This window comes from Paraburkholderia sp. RL17-368-BIF-A (assembly GCF_046054045.1).
In the GTDB taxonomy this organism is placed as follows: domain Bacteria; phylum Pseudomonadota; class Gammaproteobacteria; order Burkholderiales; family Burkholderiaceae; genus Paraburkholderia; species Paraburkholderia graminis.
Genome location: NZ_JARESN010000011.1, coordinates 93,051 through 109,504, shown reverse-complemented (window position 1 = coordinate 109,504; position 16,454 = coordinate 93,051). Strand labels below are relative to the sequence as shown.

Below are 16,454 nucleotides of genomic sequence, written 5' to 3'. Positions count from 1 at the left end.
ACAACAAATGGGAAGGGCGATTATTTATCATGTACCCGGCTTCGGTGTGCATCTCATCAGCGATATCGGTCGATGATCTCAAAGAGTCGCTGACACGACGTGGCCAGGTGCTGCTCAGGCGCCGTCGCAACGCCGAGCAAAAGCCCCGGTAATGTCCACAACGGAGTCGCGAACCACACGGACAACGGCGATGGCGCCATGCCGACGGTCATCGCTTCGCGAACGATCCGCACGTCGGGCGCGTCGTCGGGGAGTCGGAGAAGGACTGCCAGGCCGGCATTGACCCACTCCGCGTCGCGCATTCTTAACTGCTCGCATAGCGCGTCGCGCTGGGCGGAATAAAGACGCTTGAGCCGGCGCACGCGCCGGATGTAGTGACCGTCACGCATGAATTGCGCTGTGGCGAGCTGAATGACTGGCGATGGCGCCGGGGCAAGCGTTGCGGCGACCTCGGCGAATGCGTTGGCCAGTTCGTTCGGCGCGACGACAAATCCAAGCCGCAGCCCCGGGCTAATCGTCTTGCTGAACGAACCGATGTGAATGACCCGTTTGCCCTCGTCCAGCGACGCGAGCGCAGGTGCCGGCCTGCCTTGCAGTTGGAGCTCGCCGAGGTAGTCGTCTTCGATGATCCACGCGTGGCTCGAGGCTGCCCATTCGAGCAGCTGAAGCCGTCGCCTGAGCGACAGCGTCGAGCCGAGTGGCGCTTGTTGACCAGGCGTCACGACTGCTAACGCGGCGTCCGCGGCGTTCTCAATGCCATAGCCTACGTTGAGGCCTTCTGCATCCACCGGCACCGGCACTATGTTCAAACGCGCGAGCTCCAGGCCTTTGCGCGTGACCATGAAACCGGGCTCTTCCATCCAGACCTTTCTGCCTTCCAGACCTAGCACTCGCAGTGCGAGGCCCAAGCCGGCGCTGTATCCGGAAGTGATAAAAATCTGCTCCGGGTAGCAGTGGACGTTCCTCGCGATGGACAGATAGCCCGCAATCTCTCTGCGCAGTTCGAACTCCCCTCTCGGATCGGGATAGAGCAGCGACGACAAGCATCCGGTCTTCAGCAGATTGGAAGAACGCGCGCGCGCAAAAAGCTGTTCGGGCAGACCTTCAAACGCCGGAATGCCGAGCTGAAAGATCGCTGGCCCGGCGTTCATCTCCTCATAAGCCCGCATAAAGGCGCCGAGCTGCGGCGCTTGCGCCTGAGTCGCCACCACGCGCGGCCGCGGGGCGACGCGGGTGCCGCCCGCCCCGAATGTTTCGATCATCTGCGCGTCGCATAACCGTTCATAGGCCGCTTGAACCGTACCGCGCGCCACACCGAGTTGCGCCGCCAGGTCCTGCCACGAGGGCAGCCGCGTGCCGGGTGCGAGCAGCCCGGCCTCTATGGTCCTGCTAATGCTCGCACGAATCTGTTCTGCGAGGGGCAGCTTCGCTGTCCGGTCGAGCCGAATTTTCAGGTCTGGATGCATGTTCTTGGTACACACGAAAATGGGGAATCTTGGTTCTTCTATTCGTACCATCGATGGTACAGAATATTCCCACCATAGCAGGTAGAAATGTGAGCCCAATAGGGAGATACCAGGCCATGCCCGATCGACCGATTCGAGCGGGTAATAATTCGCATATCGAACTATCTATTCACCCATAGGATTAACCATGACCAATGCAGTCATCGAATGTATCCTGAGCCGCAGCGCCGCCAAGTACTACGACACGGCTGCGACGTTGAGCGACGACCAGATCCGCGAACTCGTGCGAATCGGCACATCCGCGCCGACATCCTTCCACTTGCAGAACTGGCGCTTCATCGCAGTACGTACGCCCGAGGCCAAGACACGACTTAGCCCGATCGCGTGGAATCAGCCCGCGGTCAAAGATGCAGCGGTTACGTTCATCGTCTGCGGCCAACTGGTCGATACCAGCGTCATACCGGAACGCCTCGCTCCGCTCGTGGAAGCGGGTGTCATGCCCGCCGCGATGGTGCCGGAATGGGAAAACCCCGCACGCGACCTGTACATGGCGCACCCGCAGCGCCGGCGCGACGAGGCCGTACGTACGGCCACTTTCGGCGCATCGGCGATGATCTATGCGGCCCGCTCACTGGGCCTGGGTTCGACGCCGATGATCGGTTTCGATGCCGAGGCCGTGCACCGCGAGTTCGGACTCGCCGACGACGAAGTGCCGGTGATGTTGTTGTCGATAGGCGCGGAGCGTCCGGGCAACTGGGCGCAAAAGCCGCGCCGTCCCGTGGCCGATGTGCTGGCGCTCGTCTGATGATTAGTAGAACCGGCGATGTGCGGGAACAGGTGGCCGATTCCGCCATTGCCCTTGTGAAGCCGCTGGAGAAAGCCGCATGAATATCCTGCACATCGATTGCAGTCCGCGACGGGAGTCGCACAGCCGGCAGCTATCGTCGGCAGTCGTCGACAAGCTCCTCTCGATCCTCCCCGACGCGAGTATCAGCCGCCGCGATCTGGGCTATGAACCGATACCTCACGCGAGCGCCGACTATGCCGCCGCGCTCGCGACGCCCGCGTCGCTGGCCGCGGCTGGACGCTCCGCCGACGCGCTAGTGCTCGCCGAGCAACTCATTGACGAAGTCGAGCGTTCCGATGTCGTTGTCATCGGCACGCCGATGAACAACTTCACGGTGCCGTCCGTTCTGAAAGCGTGGATCGATCAGATCCTTCGTGTGGGCCGCACGATGAAGTCGACACCAGCCGGCAAGGTCGGAATGCTTTCGGACCGCCCCGTATTCGTCGCGATCGCTTCGGGCGGCGTGTTTGCTGGTGAGCGAGCCAATCAGCCGGATTTCCTCACGCCTTACCTCACCGCCGTCCTCGGCTGCATCGGTTTCAATACAGTCCATTACCTGCCTTTGCAAGGCACAGCGTTTATCGATGAGGCTCGCGCCAACGAACTTCGCCGCTCGCTCGTCGCGACGATCGAACCGGCGATGGTCAGCCTCGTGCAGAGCCTCGCTTGAACAAGCGTCGAGCCGGTAACTTATCAGGAACGTTCGTCCTTGCGCGTCTCAATCGTGGAAAAGCTGTCGTCGACAACGATCAGCGTATGCTGGAGCGATCCTTGTTCGGGTCATTGCGCGGCCCAGGTCTGGGGCATCTGTGTTGCGCGTGTGGATGCCGTTTGCGTGCTGTCCGGTAAGCCGATACGCCGCGGGGATTCGATATTTCGTCCGCGTGTGTATCGATCGCAAGTGCCGATCAATCGCCACCGCATGATCCTGGCTTCCGCAGTAGCTGGATTCCCCGAGAAACCATCCTTTTGAAAAGTACTAAAGTATGAGCACATGTATGAGTACATCGAGAAAGGTTGTCGTCGTTACCGGCGCCTCGCGCGGGATGGGTGCCGCGATCGTTCAGGCATTTCGCGAACTCGACTGTGCCGTCGTTGCTACCTCGCGTTCGATCGAACCATCGGACGACGCGAACCTGCTGACGGTAGCCGGCGACATCGGCGACCCGGCAACCGCGCGACGTGTCATCGCCGAGGGCGTCGCACGATTCGGGCGGATCGATACGCTCGTGAACAACGCCGGCATCTACATCGGCAAGCCTTTTACCGAACACACCGCGGAAGACTATGCGGCCGTGATGAACGTGAACATGGCGGGCTTCTATTACATCACGCAGCTAGCAATCGCCGAGATGGAAAAGCATTCGAGTGGTCATGTGGTGAGCATCACGGCCAGCATCGATCAGGTTGCAATCAGCGGGGTCTACTCGGTCCTCGCGGCGCTGACGAAGGGCGGCATCAACGCGGCCACGAAGTCGCTGGCAATCGAGTACGCGAAGAAGGGAATCCGCGTGAACGCCGTCGCGCCCGGAAACATGGACACGCCGATGCACGCGCCTGAAATCCACGACGCACTGCGAGCTTTCAACCCCATCGGGCGCCTGGGTGAAACACGCGATATCGCCGACGCTGTCGTCTTTCTCGATTCGGCGCCGTTCATTACTGGAGAGATCCTGCACGTCGATGGCGGACAAAGCGCGGGCCACTGAAGCGCTCTTCTCCATGCCGAAGCCTAACGGAGCCCTATGTCTCAAGTCGATTGGCTGAGCCACCTGCTGCAAATGATCACCATCACCGGCCGGCTGGAAGTCCGTTGCGCGTATGGTGCGCCGTGGCGCGTGGCCTGGCCGCAGGCCAGCGCGCAAGAGGTTCCCTATCACGTCGTGCTCAAGGGCCGGGCCATTATTGAGGACCCCGAGACAGACACGGCGCGCGAACTGGTAGCCGGCGATGTCGTGCTGCTGCCTCACGGCTCGGCGCACGTACTGCACGACGGCAGCGGACATGCGCCCCGACCTACGTGCGAACGCCGTGACTCCGCCGGTTTGATGTTCAGCGAGAACGACGGCCAGGGCGAGCGTCTTGACATGCTGTGCGGGCGATTTCTGATCGGGCCGCCTCATGATCGGCTGATCCGCAATTACCTGCCCACGAATGTCGTCGTCCGGACCCTCGAAGGTCACGGCGAAAAGGATGTGGGGTCCGCTCCAAACCACCTGGCGAGTTTCGTGGGGATGATGCGCGAAGAGTCGACGGGTGACAAAGTCGGCGGATACGCGATCGTCAACGCCCTCTCCTCGGCGCTCTTCACGCTCGTGTTGCGCGAGGCGAGCGAATCGGAAGAAGCCCCGGCGGGCCTGCTGGCACTGGCCGGCAATCCGCGACTCGCGCCGGCCATTTCAGCCATGTTCGCCGATCCCGCGCGGCCCTGGAACCTGCCTGAGCTAGCCGACTTATGCAGCATGTCGCGCGCCACTTTCATGCGGCACTTTCAGGACACGCTCGGGTGCTCGGCCGTCGATCTGTTGACCGATATCCGGATGAGCCTCGCTGCCAACGAGTTAAAGAAACCGATGATGACCACCGAGGCCGTGGCCGAGTCGGTTGGGTATCAATCGGTGTCGTCATTCCGCCGTGTATTCACCGAGAGGATGGGCATGACGCCGGGGCAATGGCGGCGGCTGGCGCGCAACGGCCAATAGCGGTCCCGGTGCCGGTCCCGAATCATCGCTTCACGTCGACTTGATCCTTTTGGATACTTTATTGAGCAAATCCAGTCTCGAAAGCCGCATCGACGAGGCCTAAAGTGGAGGCTCCTAACCGCCTGACACAGCATCGACGCAACGCACGCTGATACGAGAGAGACCGACTTATGAGCGCACAAGCTTTCGAATTTGACGGACCGCACGGCTACCGTCTCGCCGGCAGGCTGGAATTGCCGGACGGCGAGCCGCGTGGCTGGGCCATCCTCGCCCACTGCTTCACGTGCGGCAAGGACAGCCTCGCCGCCAGTCGCGTCGCACGAGCGCTCGCCGCTCACGGCATTGGCGTGCTGCGCTTCGACTTTGCCGGATTGGGTAATAGCGGTGGAAGCTTCGCCGACACCACTTTCGCCGCCGACGTGGACGACCTGGTTGCGGCCGGCAACGCGATGACCAGCGACGGCAAGCCGCCATCGATCCTGGTCGGCCATAGCCTCGGCGGCGCAGCCGTCCTGATGGCCGCGGGCCAGATGCCGGGCATTCGTGCGGTGGCCACGCTGGCCGCTCCGTTCGATACCCGCCATGTTCTGCATCAGTTCGCCCCGCAAAGCCTTGAAACCATCGAGGCGCACGGCGAAGCGGAAGTATTGCTGGCTGGCAGGCCGTTCGTCGTACGCAAGAGTTTCGTCGACGACCTGGCGTGTCACAACCTCGAGTCGCGAATCGCCGGGTTGCGCATCCCATTGCTGGTGCTGCATTCGCCACTGGATTCGACAGTGGGCATCGAGAACGCCGCGCGTATTTTTGCGGCTGCGAAGCATCCCAAGAGCTTTATTTCGCTGGACAACGCGGACCACCTGCTGACGCGCCGCGCCGACGCCGACTATGCCGCCGCAATGATCTCGACCTGGGCCAGCCGGTATCTGATTTCCTGATTTGAATGACATGTGCTTTGCGCTCCGCCTGGAGCGCGGGCACTCGTACGCCTGAACCTACCCTCCTACACACAGGAATCCTTATGAAAACCGAAATCAACATGACCAACCCCGTCATCGAATGCATTCTGAGCCGCAGCGCGGCCAAGTACTACGACCCGGCCGCGACCTTGAGCGACGAACAGATCCACGAGCTCGTGCGGATCGGTACGAGTGCGCCGACATCCTTCCACTTGCAGAACTGGCGTTTTATCGCGGTACGTACGCCCGAAGCCAAGGCGCGACTGAGCCCGATTGCGTGGAACCAGCCCGCGGTCAAAGATGCAGCGGTCACTTTCATCGTCTGCGGTCAACTGGTCGAAACCAGCGTGATTCCGGAGCGTCTTGCACCGCTGGTGGAAGCGGGCGTCATGCCTGCAACCATGGTGCCGGAGTGGGAAATCCCCGCACGCAATCTGTATATGGCATACCCGCAGCGCCGTCGTGACGAGGCCGTGCGCACCGCGACTTTCGGCGCGGCGGCGATGATCTATGCAGCCCGTTCGATGGGCCTCGGTTCAACGCCGATGATCGGTTTCGATGACGAAGGCGTGCACCGCGAGTTCGGACTGGCCGCGGACGAAGTACCGGTTCTGCTGTTGTCCGTAGGCGTGGAGCGAGCCGGAAACTGGGCGCAGAAGCCGCGCCGTCCCGTGGCCGAAGTGCTGGACCTGGTATGAAGTGAAAGACAAGTTGTCTGCTTGAATGGCAAACCCGCTTCGACCCGCAACCTAGGCGCGAAGCAAACCAACGGATGGTCTCCCAATGACCGTTCTCAATCTGTAAAACCAGTAATTAAGGATGACTACGATGGCAAGGACTACTACTTTAACGCCGGAACAGGTGCCCGCCGATTCGAAGCCAACACTCGACGCGTTCACCAAAAATATCGGCTTCACGCCGAACATGATGTCGAGCTTCGCGCAAAGCCCGATCGCGTTCAACGCATGGGCCACGCTGCTCGGTTCGCTGAGCAAAGCACTCGACGTAAAGACGCGTGACAGCATCGGTCTCGTTGTCTCCGAGGTGAACGGCTGCAACTACTGCCTGACGGTGCACAGCTTTACCGCCGAGCATATGGCGAAGCTGCCGGCCGATGAAATCATTCTCGCCCGCAAAGGACATGCTGCCGATCCGAAGCGCGACGCCGCGGTTCAGTTTGCGCGCAAGGTCATCGAGACCCGCGGGCAAGTCAGCGACGCCGATCTGAAAGCCGTCCGCGATGCCGGCTACACGGATGCAAACGTAATGGAGATCGTCGCGCTGGTGGCCATGTACTCGCTGACGAACTTTTTCAATAACGTGTTCGATCCCGAGAAGGACTTTCCCCCGGTTACGCCGGCTGGCTCAATCTGAACTTTATTCCCTCGTCTGCGAGGGAATTGGGAAACAAGGCGGAAGAGCCGGCCATACCCCGGCTCCGCCCCCCCGCTGGCTTACCCAGGAGAACAAGCATGACACTCGATCATCCAATTTTCACGCGCTGGCCGGCGCGGCACCCTGATCTGCTCCAGCTCTTTTCGTTACCGACGCCCAACGGCGTGAAGGTTGGGATCATGCTGGAGGAAACGGGTCTTGCGTATGAGGCGCACCGCATCGACATCATGGCAAACGAGCACCATGACCCGGCTTTTCTCGCCCTCAATCCGAACGGCAAGATTCCGGCGATCTTCGATCCCGACGGTCCCGGTGGACGGCCGCTTGCATTGTTCGAATCGGGAGCGATCCTGATCTATCTCGCCGAGAAGACCGGGCAACTCCTTTCCACCGATCCCGTTACTCGCTACGAAACGATCCAGTGGCTGATGTGGCAGATGGGCGGTGTCGGGCCGATGTTCGGCCAGGTTGGCTTCTTCAACAAATTCGCCGGCAAAGCGTATGAGGACAAGCGCCCGCGCGATCGCTACGTCGCGGAATCAGCGCGGCTGCTCGGTGTTCTCGACCAACGGCTCGCGGGCCGCGACTGGGTAATGGGCGCTGAGTACAGCATCGCCGATATTTCACTGCTCGGCTGGGTACGCAACCTGATCGGCTTTTATGAAGCGCGTGAGCTTGTCGGCTTCGACCGCTTCTCGCATGTCGAGCGCTGGTTCGAGCGCGGTCTCGCGCGCCCGGCGGTGCAGCGCGGGTTGGCAGTGACCGCGGCCTGAAGCGAGGCTGTCGAAACGTTCTGTATAGCGAAGCATAAAGCCGCTCACATTCTTTTCAAGCGAGGATCTCCGTGATCGAAATCAACGCCGACGCAGAGGCGATCATCAAGCGGGCGATATTGTCATTCGTCGCGACGGTCAACGACGATGGAACGCCGAATCTTTCGCCGAAGGCATCGTTGACAGTCAGGAACGGTGTTCTCTACTTCGCCGATATCGCCTCGCCCGCGACGATACGAAACCTGAAACGCAAGCCCGCCGTCGAGATCAACGTAATCGACATCTTCGAGAGGCGCGGTTATCGATTCAAAGGTCATGCGTCGATCCTGCCGCCAGGCGATGACGAGTACTCGATGATCGCGGACTGGGTCCGCTCGACGAACGGCCCCGAGTACCCCGTCGATCACGTCGTCAGGATCGAAACGCTTTCGATCTCTCCGCTGCTGTCGCCGGCGCATGTATTCGCGGAGCCTGCTCGAACTCAGGATGAAATCAGGAACACTTACTATCAAAAGTACGGTGTTAAACGCATCGGCGAATAGGCGAATAGCGTGAGAAGTACTCGCGCAAGCCAGGAGAAAATCTATGCTATCGGTTGAGATCAAAGCCATTGAAAAGAACGACTTTGATATTTGGCTTCCTCTGTGGAAAGGCTATCAGCGATTCTACGAAGTGAATATCCCCGAGTCGGTGACGCTCGAAACATGGGCACGCTTCGTGGACCCGTTGGAGCCGATGCATGCGGCGCTTGCCATGATAGGCGAACACGCGTTCGGCCTGGTGCATTCCATCTACCATCGATCCACCTGGACAACCGCTAACTACTGCTATCTGCAAGACCTGTTTGTGGCAGCCGATGTGCGTGGCGGCGGCATCGGCCGCGCGCTGATCGAGCATGTTTATGCGGACGCGAAACGTCGCGGGGCGGCGCGTGTGCACTGGCTGACACACCGAACCAACGCTGCCGCCATGCGGCTTTATGAAAGCGTCGGACATCGCTCGGGCTTCGTCCAGTACCGGAAACTGCTCACCTGAAAATTCCCGTGCGGGATCTCATCAAGACTCCTGCGACACATCAAGCAACCACGCCTTCTTTGATCCTTTTGAGCATTTTATTGAGCAATTGCAGTCTCGAAACCCGCATCGGGCAAGCCTAAAGTGAAGGCTCCTAATGACCGACCCACAACCTGAATTGGAAACCCAAAATGTCTATTCCCACAGATCAGCTCCGTCTTCAAATCGCCGAGAAAAGCGCAGGATCGCTCTCTAGTCTGGCTCTACTCAGATGGGCGCTTGTCATCGTCTTTCTTTGGTTCGGCGCAATGAAATTCACCGCCTACGAAGCCAACGGCATCGCTCCGTTCATTATGCACAGCCCGATCATGAGCTGGTTGCATTCCCTGTTCGGAATTCAAGGGGCAAGCGACGTTATCGGCGTACTCGAACTGTCGACTGCAGCGGCGCTGACTATCGGAGCCTTCGTGCCCGTTTTCTCCGCATTGGGTGCAGCGATGTCGGCCGCGACCTACTTCATCACGCTGACTTTCTTCCTGAGCACGCCAGGCGTAGCCGAAGCGACGGCGGGTGGGTTTCCTGCAATTTCAGCCTTGCCTGGCCAGTTCCTTCTCAAAGATGTCGTTCTACTGGCTGCATCGCTTTCTCTCCTTGTGGCGTCCATTCAGGCCTCGTGGGCAAACGCTCAGAAGCCGTGACCTGGATGAACTTTCGATACCGCGATTAACGGTACCGCGCGAAGCATTCCACCCATGCAGATGAAGAGGAAAGCAAACGTGAACGAGTCCACTGAGATCGGCGACAGAATCGCCGACAAATCTTCGCAGCCCGACGAGCGCACTATCCGCGACTGGATGGGACCGGAGGCGTTCGAGCATTGGGTCGAACTGCGGAGCTGGATCGACGCATCGTATCCCGGTGTTTTTGCGCCAGACTGGCTATATGGCGGCAAGAAGCGCGGTTGGTCGCTGCGCTACCGGAAGACCAAGGCGCTCTGCACGCTGTTGCCCGCATACAGGCTGTTGTCGGTTCTCGTGGTCCTGGGGCGAGCTGAACGGGAGAAGTTCGAGGCGCGGCGTTACTTCTGGAGCCCACAGTTGGTGAAGCTCTACGATGAAGCCCGCGCCTACCCCGACGGCAAATGGCTGACTGTCCCGATTTCATCCGCGGATGATCGGCATGAGGTGACCGAGCTGATGCGTATGAAGCGCCCTACGCTTTCGCGCGAGTGAATCGTACGTCGCGGAATCCCTTCTCTGTACCGGATATCATCCCACAATCCGTACCGGTACTGTACCGGCAACGCTGGCTAGAATGGTCAAAATCTTCTAGCCTCGTTCCGGAGCCCGCCATGTCCTACCTCACGCTCAGCGCGCTGCCCGCCGGCATCCTGTTCGCGCTCGTCACCAGCATCACGCCTGGTCCGAACAACACGATGTTGCTCGCGTCGGGCGTCAACTTCGGTTTTCGCCGCACCTTGCCGCACATTTCAGGCATCAGCGCCGGCGTCGTGCTGTTGATGCTGTCGGTCGGCGTCGGACTCGGCGAAGCCTTCGTGCATTTCCCGGTGCTGTACACCGTGCTCGAAGTGGCGAGCGTCGCCTACCTGCTTTATCTCGCGTGGAAAATCGGCACGTCGGGCGAACTGAAGGTCAGGCAGGGCGAACGCCGGCCGATGAAGTTCTATGAAGCCATCGCGTTTCAGTGGGTCAACCCGAAGGCGTGGATGATGGTGCTGACTGCGGCCACGACCATCCATCTGAGCGAGAGCTACAGCATGAACGCAGTGGCAATGGCGGCGGTGTTCTATGTGATCGGCTTTCCGTGCATCTGCCTGTGGGCCGGGTTCGGCACCGCGATGCGGCGCGTGTTGTCCGACGCGAGGCGTCTGCGCGCTTTTAACATCACGATGGCGCTGCTGCTCGTGCTTTCGCTGTATCCGATCGCGCTGAAGCTGCTGGACGCAGCCACCTCGTAAGCGAGCGAGAGACGCGCCAGGCGATGCGCATCTAAACCGCCCCGCGCCCCACTCGCTCGATGAAGCGCCACAACGCATCATCGGTCGAATAAGGGGCGTTGAAGCGAAACCATGCGCTCGGCGCGTCGTCCGGCCGGAAGTATGAGCCGGGCGCAAGCCAGATGCCGTGCTTGAGCGCCGCGGTCGCGACGTCGCCGGCAGAAGCAGGATCAATCGGCAGGCGAGCCCACAGAAACAACCCCGCTCGCGGCCGATGAAACACTTCGAGCCCAAGCGAGTCGAGCCGCTCTTCGACGGTCGCATGCGCGAGCTTGAGCCGCTCGTTGACCGCTTCCACGTGACGCGCGTAGCGGCCCTCGAGCAGCACCTTATCGACAATCCGCTCGATCGCCTCCGACGACGTCAAGCCCACCGCCATCTTCGTGCGCGCCAGTTCGCGCAGCACCGCGCGCTCCGCGACCACGTAGCCGCAGCGCAGCCCCGGCGTCACCGTCTTCGAAAAACCGCCCACATACAGCACGCGCTGCAAGCCTTCCATCGCGGCAAAAAGCGGCGCGCCGGACGGCGCCAGTTCGCGGCTCACGTCGTCCTCGATCACCCACATGCGCTGACGCTCCGCGATCTGCAGCAGGCGGAACGCCGCCGACATGCCGAAGGTCGCGCCGGTCGGATTCTGGAGCGTCGTGTTGACGAAAATGGCCTTCGGCTTGTGCTCCGCGACGAGCGCTTCGAGCACCTCGGTATCGACGCCCGCGGGCGTGCGCGGCACGCCATGCACGACGAGTCCGGCGAGCTTGAGAATCTGCAGCAGGTTGCAATAGCCGGGATCTTCGACGATCACCGCGTCGCCCGCGCGCAGCAACGTGCGCACGATCAGATCGAGCCCTTGCGTCGCGCCCTGCGTGAGCAGCACGTTGGACACGTCGACGGGCAGGCCGCGCCGGTCGAGCTGCTCGGCGATGCGCTCGCGCAACGGCGCGAAGCCGTAGGGATGCCCGTAATCGCCGAACCGCGCGGCAGGCACCCGGCTCATCGCGCGCAACGCATGCTGCAAACCGGTCTCGTTGATCCATTCGTTCGGCAGCCAGCCGCCGCCGGCCTTGATCGGCACCGAATGATCGGCGAATACGTCGGACAGAAGCCAGGTCGCGGTGAGGCTCGGCGGCTGCCAGTCGGTCACGGCCGCTCGCGGCGCAGGCGAGCGCGCCGCCACGCGATAACCGGAGCCGCGCCGCGCGACCACGAGCCCCATCGACACCAGACGGTTGTACGCCTCCGTCACCGTGAAGGTGCTCAACTCATGCGTCTGCGCAAGTTGCCGCACCGACGGCAGCAGCGCGCCTGCGCGCAGCGACTGCGCTTCGATGGCTTGCGCGAAGCCTTGCACGACCTGGTCGACGAGCGTGGGAGCGGCGCGCCGGTCGCGCTCGAGATTCAATTCGATCATGGTCGGGGATGTGGACTCGGAACGAAAAAGCCGGCCGCGACGCACGGCCCGAAGCGGATCGCGTCGGCACAGTTACCGCCGATCCACCAACACAGTTAGCGCGACACCGCGTCAACTGTTTATGCCGCCATTAAACCGCGAACGCTACAGTTTTGGCTACGCCCAAAGGAAGTCCCCTTGGCAGACGCCCCGAAGCAACTATTCTTGGGGGACGCCCAAAGGAAGTCCCTCTTGGGAAACCACTTCGAGGAGAAACCCATGACTTCGCGCCCCGTCATCGACGATCTGTCGTCTTTCTGGATGCCGTTCACCGCCAATCGCCAGTTCAAGGCCGCGCCGCGCCTGCTGGAATCGGCGAAAGGCATGTACTACCGCAGCACGGACGGCCGCGAAGTGCTCGACGGCTGCGCGGGCCTATGGTGCGTGAATGCGGGCCACAGCCGCGACGAGATCGTCGCCGCGATCACGAAGCAGCTTTCCACGCTGGACTTTGCGCCGACGTTCCAGATGGGCCATCCGCTCGCGTTCGAAGCGGCCACGCGGGTCGCCGAGCTGATGCCCGAAGGCCTCGACCGCATCTTCTTCACGAACTCGGGTTCCGAATCCGTCGATACCGCGCTGAAAATCGCGCTCGCCTATCACCGCTCGCGCGGCGAAGCGCAGCGCACGCGCCTGATCGGCCGCGAGCGCGGTTATCACGGCGTGGGCTTCGGCGGCATTTCGGTCGGCGGCATCGCGCCGAACCGCAAGACGTTTTCCGGCGCGCTGCTGCCGGCCGTCGATCATCTGCCGCACACGCACAATCTCGAGCAGAACGCGTTCTCGAAGGGTCAGCCGGCGTGGGGCGCGCATCTCGCCGACGAACTTGAGCGCATCGTCACGCTGCACGATGCGTCGACGATTGCCGCGGTGATCGTCGAACCGGTCGCCGGCTCGACGGGCGTGCTGATTCCGCCGCAAGGCTACCTGCAGAAGCTGCGCGACATCTGCACGAAGCACGGCATCCTGCTGATTTTCGACGAAGTGATCACGGGCTTCGGCCGCGTCGGCAAGGCCACGGCCAGCGAATATTTCGGCGTGACGCCCGACCTGATCACGATGGCGAAGGCGATCAACAACGCGTCGATTCCGATGGGCGCAGTCGCGGCGAGCCGCACGGTGCACGACACGATCGTCAACGGCGGCGCACAAGGCGCGATCGAGCTGTTCCACGGCTACACGTATTCGGCGCACCCGGCCGCGGTCGCCGCCGCCATCGCGACGCTCGACCTGTATCGCAGCGAGGGCCTGTTCGAACGCGCCGCGTCGCTCGCGCCGACGTTCGAAGCCGCCGTTCACTCGCTGCGCGGCGCGAAGCATGTGAAGGACATCCGCAACCTTGGGATGATCGCCGGCATCGAACTCGAATCGCGCGACGGCGCACCGGGCGCGCGCGCTTACGAGGCGTTCGTCAAATGCTTCGAGGCGGGCGTGCTGGTGCGCTTTACGGGGGACATCCTGGCGTTTTCGCCGCCGCTCATCATCAACGAAGAGCAGATCGCGCATCTCTTCAAGACGGTCGGCGACGTGCTGGCCACGGTGCAGTAAGGCGACAGCGAACAACGGCGCGCAGGTCGCGCGCCGTCCGCCGTCAGTGATGCTGATGCGCGCGCGCAGCGCGTGTCTGCGCCGCCTTCTTCGCCGCGGCTGAACGTCCGGCTGCGCCTTTCGTCGCGGCAGCCTTCTTCGCCGCCGCCGAGCGGCTCGCGGCCGGCCGCTTGGCCGCCGCCGACTTCGCCTGCTTCGACATCGCCGAGTGCGATGCGCCGGCCTTGCTTTCGCGCTTCAGCACATTGGTCGTGGTGCGCGAGCGCTTCGCCGTCGACTCCTTGCTGGCGGTCTTTTTCGCGGCGCCCTTCTTGTGTCCCGCGGCGCTGTCCTTCTCCGCCTTCTTGCGGGTCGCCTCGCTCGTGCTGCCCTTCTTCGGCGCCTTTAGATCGACGCCCGCGCGACGCGCCTCCGACAATCCGATCGCAATCGCCTGTTTCGGCGAGCGCACGCCGTGCTTGCCGGCGCGCACCTTGTCCACCTGTTCCTTGACGAACTCTCCAGCTTGCGTGCTCGCCGACTTGCCGGCGCGTTTGTCGTCTTCCGCACGCTTGAGGGTTTTCTTCTCGGGCATGACAGTTCTCCGGTTGACTGTGGCCCATGCAGTGAAGCAATGGCTGTGCCGCAGCGCCGGGACACTTCGCCAGGACTCGCGCCGTTCACGGGGACGGCGTATGGTGTGGTCAAGGGTCGGCGCACTGGACCGGTCCGAATGGGAGACACTGATGAAGATCCCCACCGTGCGCGCAGGCGCGCATATCGAAGGCGTTCACTGGATCGCGGAATACGCGGAAGACGTCCACGAAATTCGCATCTTCCGCGAAGGGCAGGAAATCGACGTGCACGACGCGCCATCGTCGCTGTTCGGCGACGAGGAGAACGCGGGCTCGAAAAGCACCGCCGACCATCGCGCGGTCGAAGCGGCGGTGCTGGCTTACTTGCGGCGCTTCGTGGCGGAGCACGACGCGGAGGAATAGCCGCCGAGGCCGAGGCCGACGTCGACGCCTGCTTACTCGCCGGGCCGCAGCTTCTTCACGTCGGCATCCGACGGCTGCACGCTCGCGCCGTCGATGTAGCGATACGACGTCATCACACCCTTGCCGTCCTTCAGACCGGTGACGCCGACGTAAGCGCCCATCGTCGACTGATTGTCCTGCGCGCGATAGGTGATCGGCCCGAACGGTGTGTCGACGGCGAGACCCTTGAACGCGGCCGCGAGCTTGTCGGTATCCGCGGAACCGGCCTTTTTGATGCCCGCAGCGATCGACATCAGCGCCGAGTAGCCGACCACCGAGCCGAGCCGCGGGTAGTCGTGATACTTCGCCTGATAGGCGTCGACAAACTTCTTGTTCGCCGGAGTGTCGATCGAATACCACGGGTAGCCCGTCACGATCCAGCCGGCCGGCGCTTCGGCGCCCAGCGGATCGAGATAATCCGGCTCGCCCGTCAGCAGCGACACCACCGTGCGGTCCTTGAAGAGGCCGCGCGTATTGCCCTCGCGCACGAACTTGCCGAGGTCGGCGCCGAACAGCACGTTGAAGATCGCGTCGGGCTTCGCATCGGCGAGAGCCTGCGTGACCGCGCCCGCATCCACGTTGCCGAGCGGCGTGGCCTGTTCGGCCACGAACTGCACGTCGGGCTGCGCGGCGGTGAGGAGCTTCTTGAACGTCGCGACCGCCGACTGCCCATACTCATAGTTCGGATAGACAAGCGCCCAGCGCTTTTTCTTCAGCTTGGCCGCTTCGGGCACGAGCATCGCGACCTGCATATACGTGGAAGGACGCAGACGGTACGTGTATTTGTTGCCGTCGGCCCAGACGATCTTGTCGGTCAACGGTTCGGCGGCGAGGAAGAAGATCTTTTTCTGCTTCGCGAAATCGGTGAGCGCGAGGCCGGTGTTCGACAGGAAACCACCGAACAGCAACTGCACCTGTTCACGAGCGATCAGCTCCTGCGCGACGCGAATGGTGTCGCCAGGGTTGCCGTTGTCGTCGCGCGAAACGACTTCGAGCTTTTTGCCGAGCACGCCGCCCGCGCCGTTGATCTGTTCCAGCGCGAGATTCCAGCCGTTCTTGTAAGGCCCGAGAAAGGCCGGCTGCGCCTTATAGCTGTTGATTTCCCCGATCTTGATGGTCTGCTGGGCGTTCGCGCCGAAGGCGGCGAATGAAACAACCGTCGATAGCGTCAGGCGAGAGATCCATCGTGCGCGCGTGGTCATGCGTTTCTCCGTATCAATGGGATTGCGGGAATGCGTTGGTCTTCTAACAGGCTGTTCTATCAGGCGTTGCG

General features: G+C 62.0%; 20 protein-coding genes. 16 read left to right on the top strand and 4 right to left on the bottom strand.

Annotation, left to right across the window (positions count from 1 at the left end; all coding sequences use genetic code 11):
• Positions 1–56: 56 nt before the first annotated feature.
• Entirely contained in the window at positions 57–1,466 is a 1,410-nt protein-coding gene (pdxR, locus tag P0D87_RS19990) for a MocR-like pyridoxine biosynthesis transcription factor PdxR (RefSeq protein WP_053860809.1), read from the bottom strand.
• A gap of 187 nt (positions 1,467–1,653) precedes the next feature.
• On the opposite strand from pdxR, the gene P0D87_RS19985 reads away from it, so the two are divergent.
• From P0D87_RS19985 to P0D87_RS19920, 14 genes are all read left to right on the top strand, one after another.
• Complete coding sequence (locus P0D87_RS19985; RefSeq protein WP_006049570.1) at positions 1,654–2,271, top strand: nitroreductase family protein; 618 nt, start codon at positions 1,654–1,656, stop codon at positions 2,269–2,271.
• A 79-nt stretch (positions 2,272–2,350) separates the two neighbouring features.
• Positions 2,351–2,983: an FMN-dependent NADH-azoreductase gene (locus P0D87_RS19980; RefSeq protein WP_053859997.1), complete on the top strand. Its 633-nt coding sequence runs from the start codon at positions 2,351–2,353 to the stop codon at positions 2,981–2,983.
• Between the two features lie 39 nt (positions 2,984–3,022).
• Positions 3,023–3,286 (top strand): DUF3331 domain-containing protein, encoded by a 264-nt coding sequence (locus P0D87_RS19975; protein WP_082367147.1) that lies wholly within the window; start codon positions 3,023–3,025, stop codon positions 3,284–3,286.
• 25 nt (positions 3,287–3,311) lie between these two features.
• Complete coding sequence (locus P0D87_RS19970) at positions 3,312–4,022, top strand: SDR family NAD(P)-dependent oxidoreductase (protein WP_053859996.1); 711 nt, start codon at positions 3,312–3,314, stop codon at positions 4,020–4,022.
• A 36-nt stretch (positions 4,023–4,058) separates the two neighbouring features.
• Positions 4,059–5,015, top strand: a complete 957-nt coding sequence (locus tag P0D87_RS19965) for an AraC family transcriptional regulator (RefSeq protein ID WP_053859995.1) — start codon at positions 4,059–4,061, stop codon at positions 5,013–5,015.
• Positions 5,016–5,185: 170 nt separating this feature from the next.
• Positions 5,186–5,950 carry an alpha/beta hydrolase family protein gene (locus tag P0D87_RS19960; RefSeq protein ID WP_006049574.1) on the top strand — a complete coding sequence of 255 codons (765 nt, stop codon included), beginning with the start codon at positions 5,186–5,188 and terminating at the stop codon, positions 5,948–5,950.
• Positions 5,951–6,033: 83 nt separating this feature from the next.
• Positions 6,034–6,669, top strand: a complete 636-nt coding sequence (locus P0D87_RS19955) for a nitroreductase family protein (protein WP_053859994.1) — start codon at positions 6,034–6,036, stop codon at positions 6,667–6,669.
• Between the two features lie 130 nt (positions 6,670–6,799).
• The gene (locus tag P0D87_RS19950) at positions 6,800–7,345 is read left to right on the top strand and encodes a carboxymuconolactone decarboxylase family protein (protein WP_006049576.1); all 546 of its coding nucleotides are present in this window, start codon (positions 6,800–6,802) and stop codon (positions 7,343–7,345) included.
• Positions 7,346–7,443: 98 nt separating this feature from the next.
• Positions 7,444–8,139 carry a glutathione S-transferase N-terminal domain-containing protein gene (locus P0D87_RS19945; RefSeq protein WP_053859993.1) on the top strand — a complete coding sequence of 232 codons (696 nt, stop codon included), beginning with the start codon at positions 7,444–7,446 and terminating at the stop codon, positions 8,137–8,139.
• 71 nt (positions 8,140–8,210) lie between these two features.
• A complete protein-coding gene (locus tag P0D87_RS19940; RefSeq protein ID WP_006049578.1) occupies positions 8,211–8,681 on the top strand; it encodes a pyridoxamine 5'-phosphate oxidase family protein in 471 nt (156 codons plus the stop codon).
• A gap of 43 nt (positions 8,682–8,724) precedes the next feature.
• Positions 8,725–9,174 (top strand): GNAT family N-acetyltransferase, encoded by a 450-nt coding sequence (locus tag P0D87_RS19935; protein WP_053859992.1) that lies wholly within the window; start codon positions 8,725–8,727, stop codon positions 9,172–9,174.
• Between the two features lie 170 nt (positions 9,175–9,344).
• Entirely contained in the window at positions 9,345–9,851 is a 507-nt protein-coding gene (locus tag P0D87_RS19930) for a YkgB family protein (protein ID WP_006049580.1), read from the top strand.
• A gap of 54 nt (positions 9,852–9,905) precedes the next feature.
• Positions 9,906–10,385 carry a DUF3788 domain-containing protein gene (locus P0D87_RS19925; RefSeq protein WP_216649174.1) on the top strand — a complete coding sequence of 160 codons (480 nt, stop codon included), beginning with the start codon at positions 9,906–9,908 and terminating at the stop codon, positions 10,383–10,385.
• Positions 10,386–10,504: 119 nt separating this feature from the next.
• A complete protein-coding gene (locus P0D87_RS19920; protein ID WP_006049582.1) occupies positions 10,505–11,131 on the top strand; it encodes a LysE family translocator in 627 nt (208 codons plus the stop codon).
• A gap of 31 nt (positions 11,132–11,162) precedes the next feature.
• Here P0D87_RS19920 and P0D87_RS19915 read toward each other — a convergent pair whose 3' ends face one another.
• Entirely contained in the window at positions 11,163–12,578 is a 1,416-nt protein-coding gene (locus P0D87_RS19915; RefSeq protein ID WP_053859991.1) for an aminotransferase-like domain-containing protein, read from the bottom strand.
• A gap of 258 nt (positions 12,579–12,836) precedes the next feature.
• Between P0D87_RS19915 and aptA the strand changes: the two genes are divergently transcribed.
• The gene (aptA, locus tag P0D87_RS19910) at positions 12,837–14,165 is read left to right on the top strand and encodes an omega-aminotransferase AptA (protein WP_053859990.1); all 1,329 of its coding nucleotides are present in this window, start codon (positions 12,837–12,839) and stop codon (positions 14,163–14,165) included.
• Positions 14,166–14,208: 43 nt separating this feature from the next.
• Here the strand turns inward: aptA and P0D87_RS19905 are convergent, their stop codons facing one another.
• Positions 14,209–14,739 (bottom strand): DUF6496 domain-containing protein, encoded by a 531-nt coding sequence (locus tag P0D87_RS19905; protein ID WP_053859989.1) that lies wholly within the window; start codon positions 14,737–14,739, stop codon positions 14,209–14,211.
• Between the two features lie 151 nt (positions 14,740–14,890).
• On the opposite strand from P0D87_RS19905, the gene P0D87_RS19900 reads away from it, so the two are divergent.
• Positions 14,891–15,142: a hypothetical protein gene (locus P0D87_RS19900; protein WP_006049586.1), complete on the top strand. Its 252-nt coding sequence runs from the start codon at positions 14,891–14,893 to the stop codon at positions 15,140–15,142.
• A gap of 32 nt (positions 15,143–15,174) precedes the next feature.
• Here P0D87_RS19900 and P0D87_RS19895 read toward each other — a convergent pair whose 3' ends face one another.
• Positions 15,175–16,383: an ABC transporter substrate-binding protein gene (locus P0D87_RS19895; RefSeq protein ID WP_053859988.1), complete on the bottom strand. Its 1,209-nt coding sequence runs from the start codon at positions 16,381–16,383 to the stop codon at positions 15,175–15,177.
• Positions 16,384–16,454: the final 71 nt, after the last annotated feature.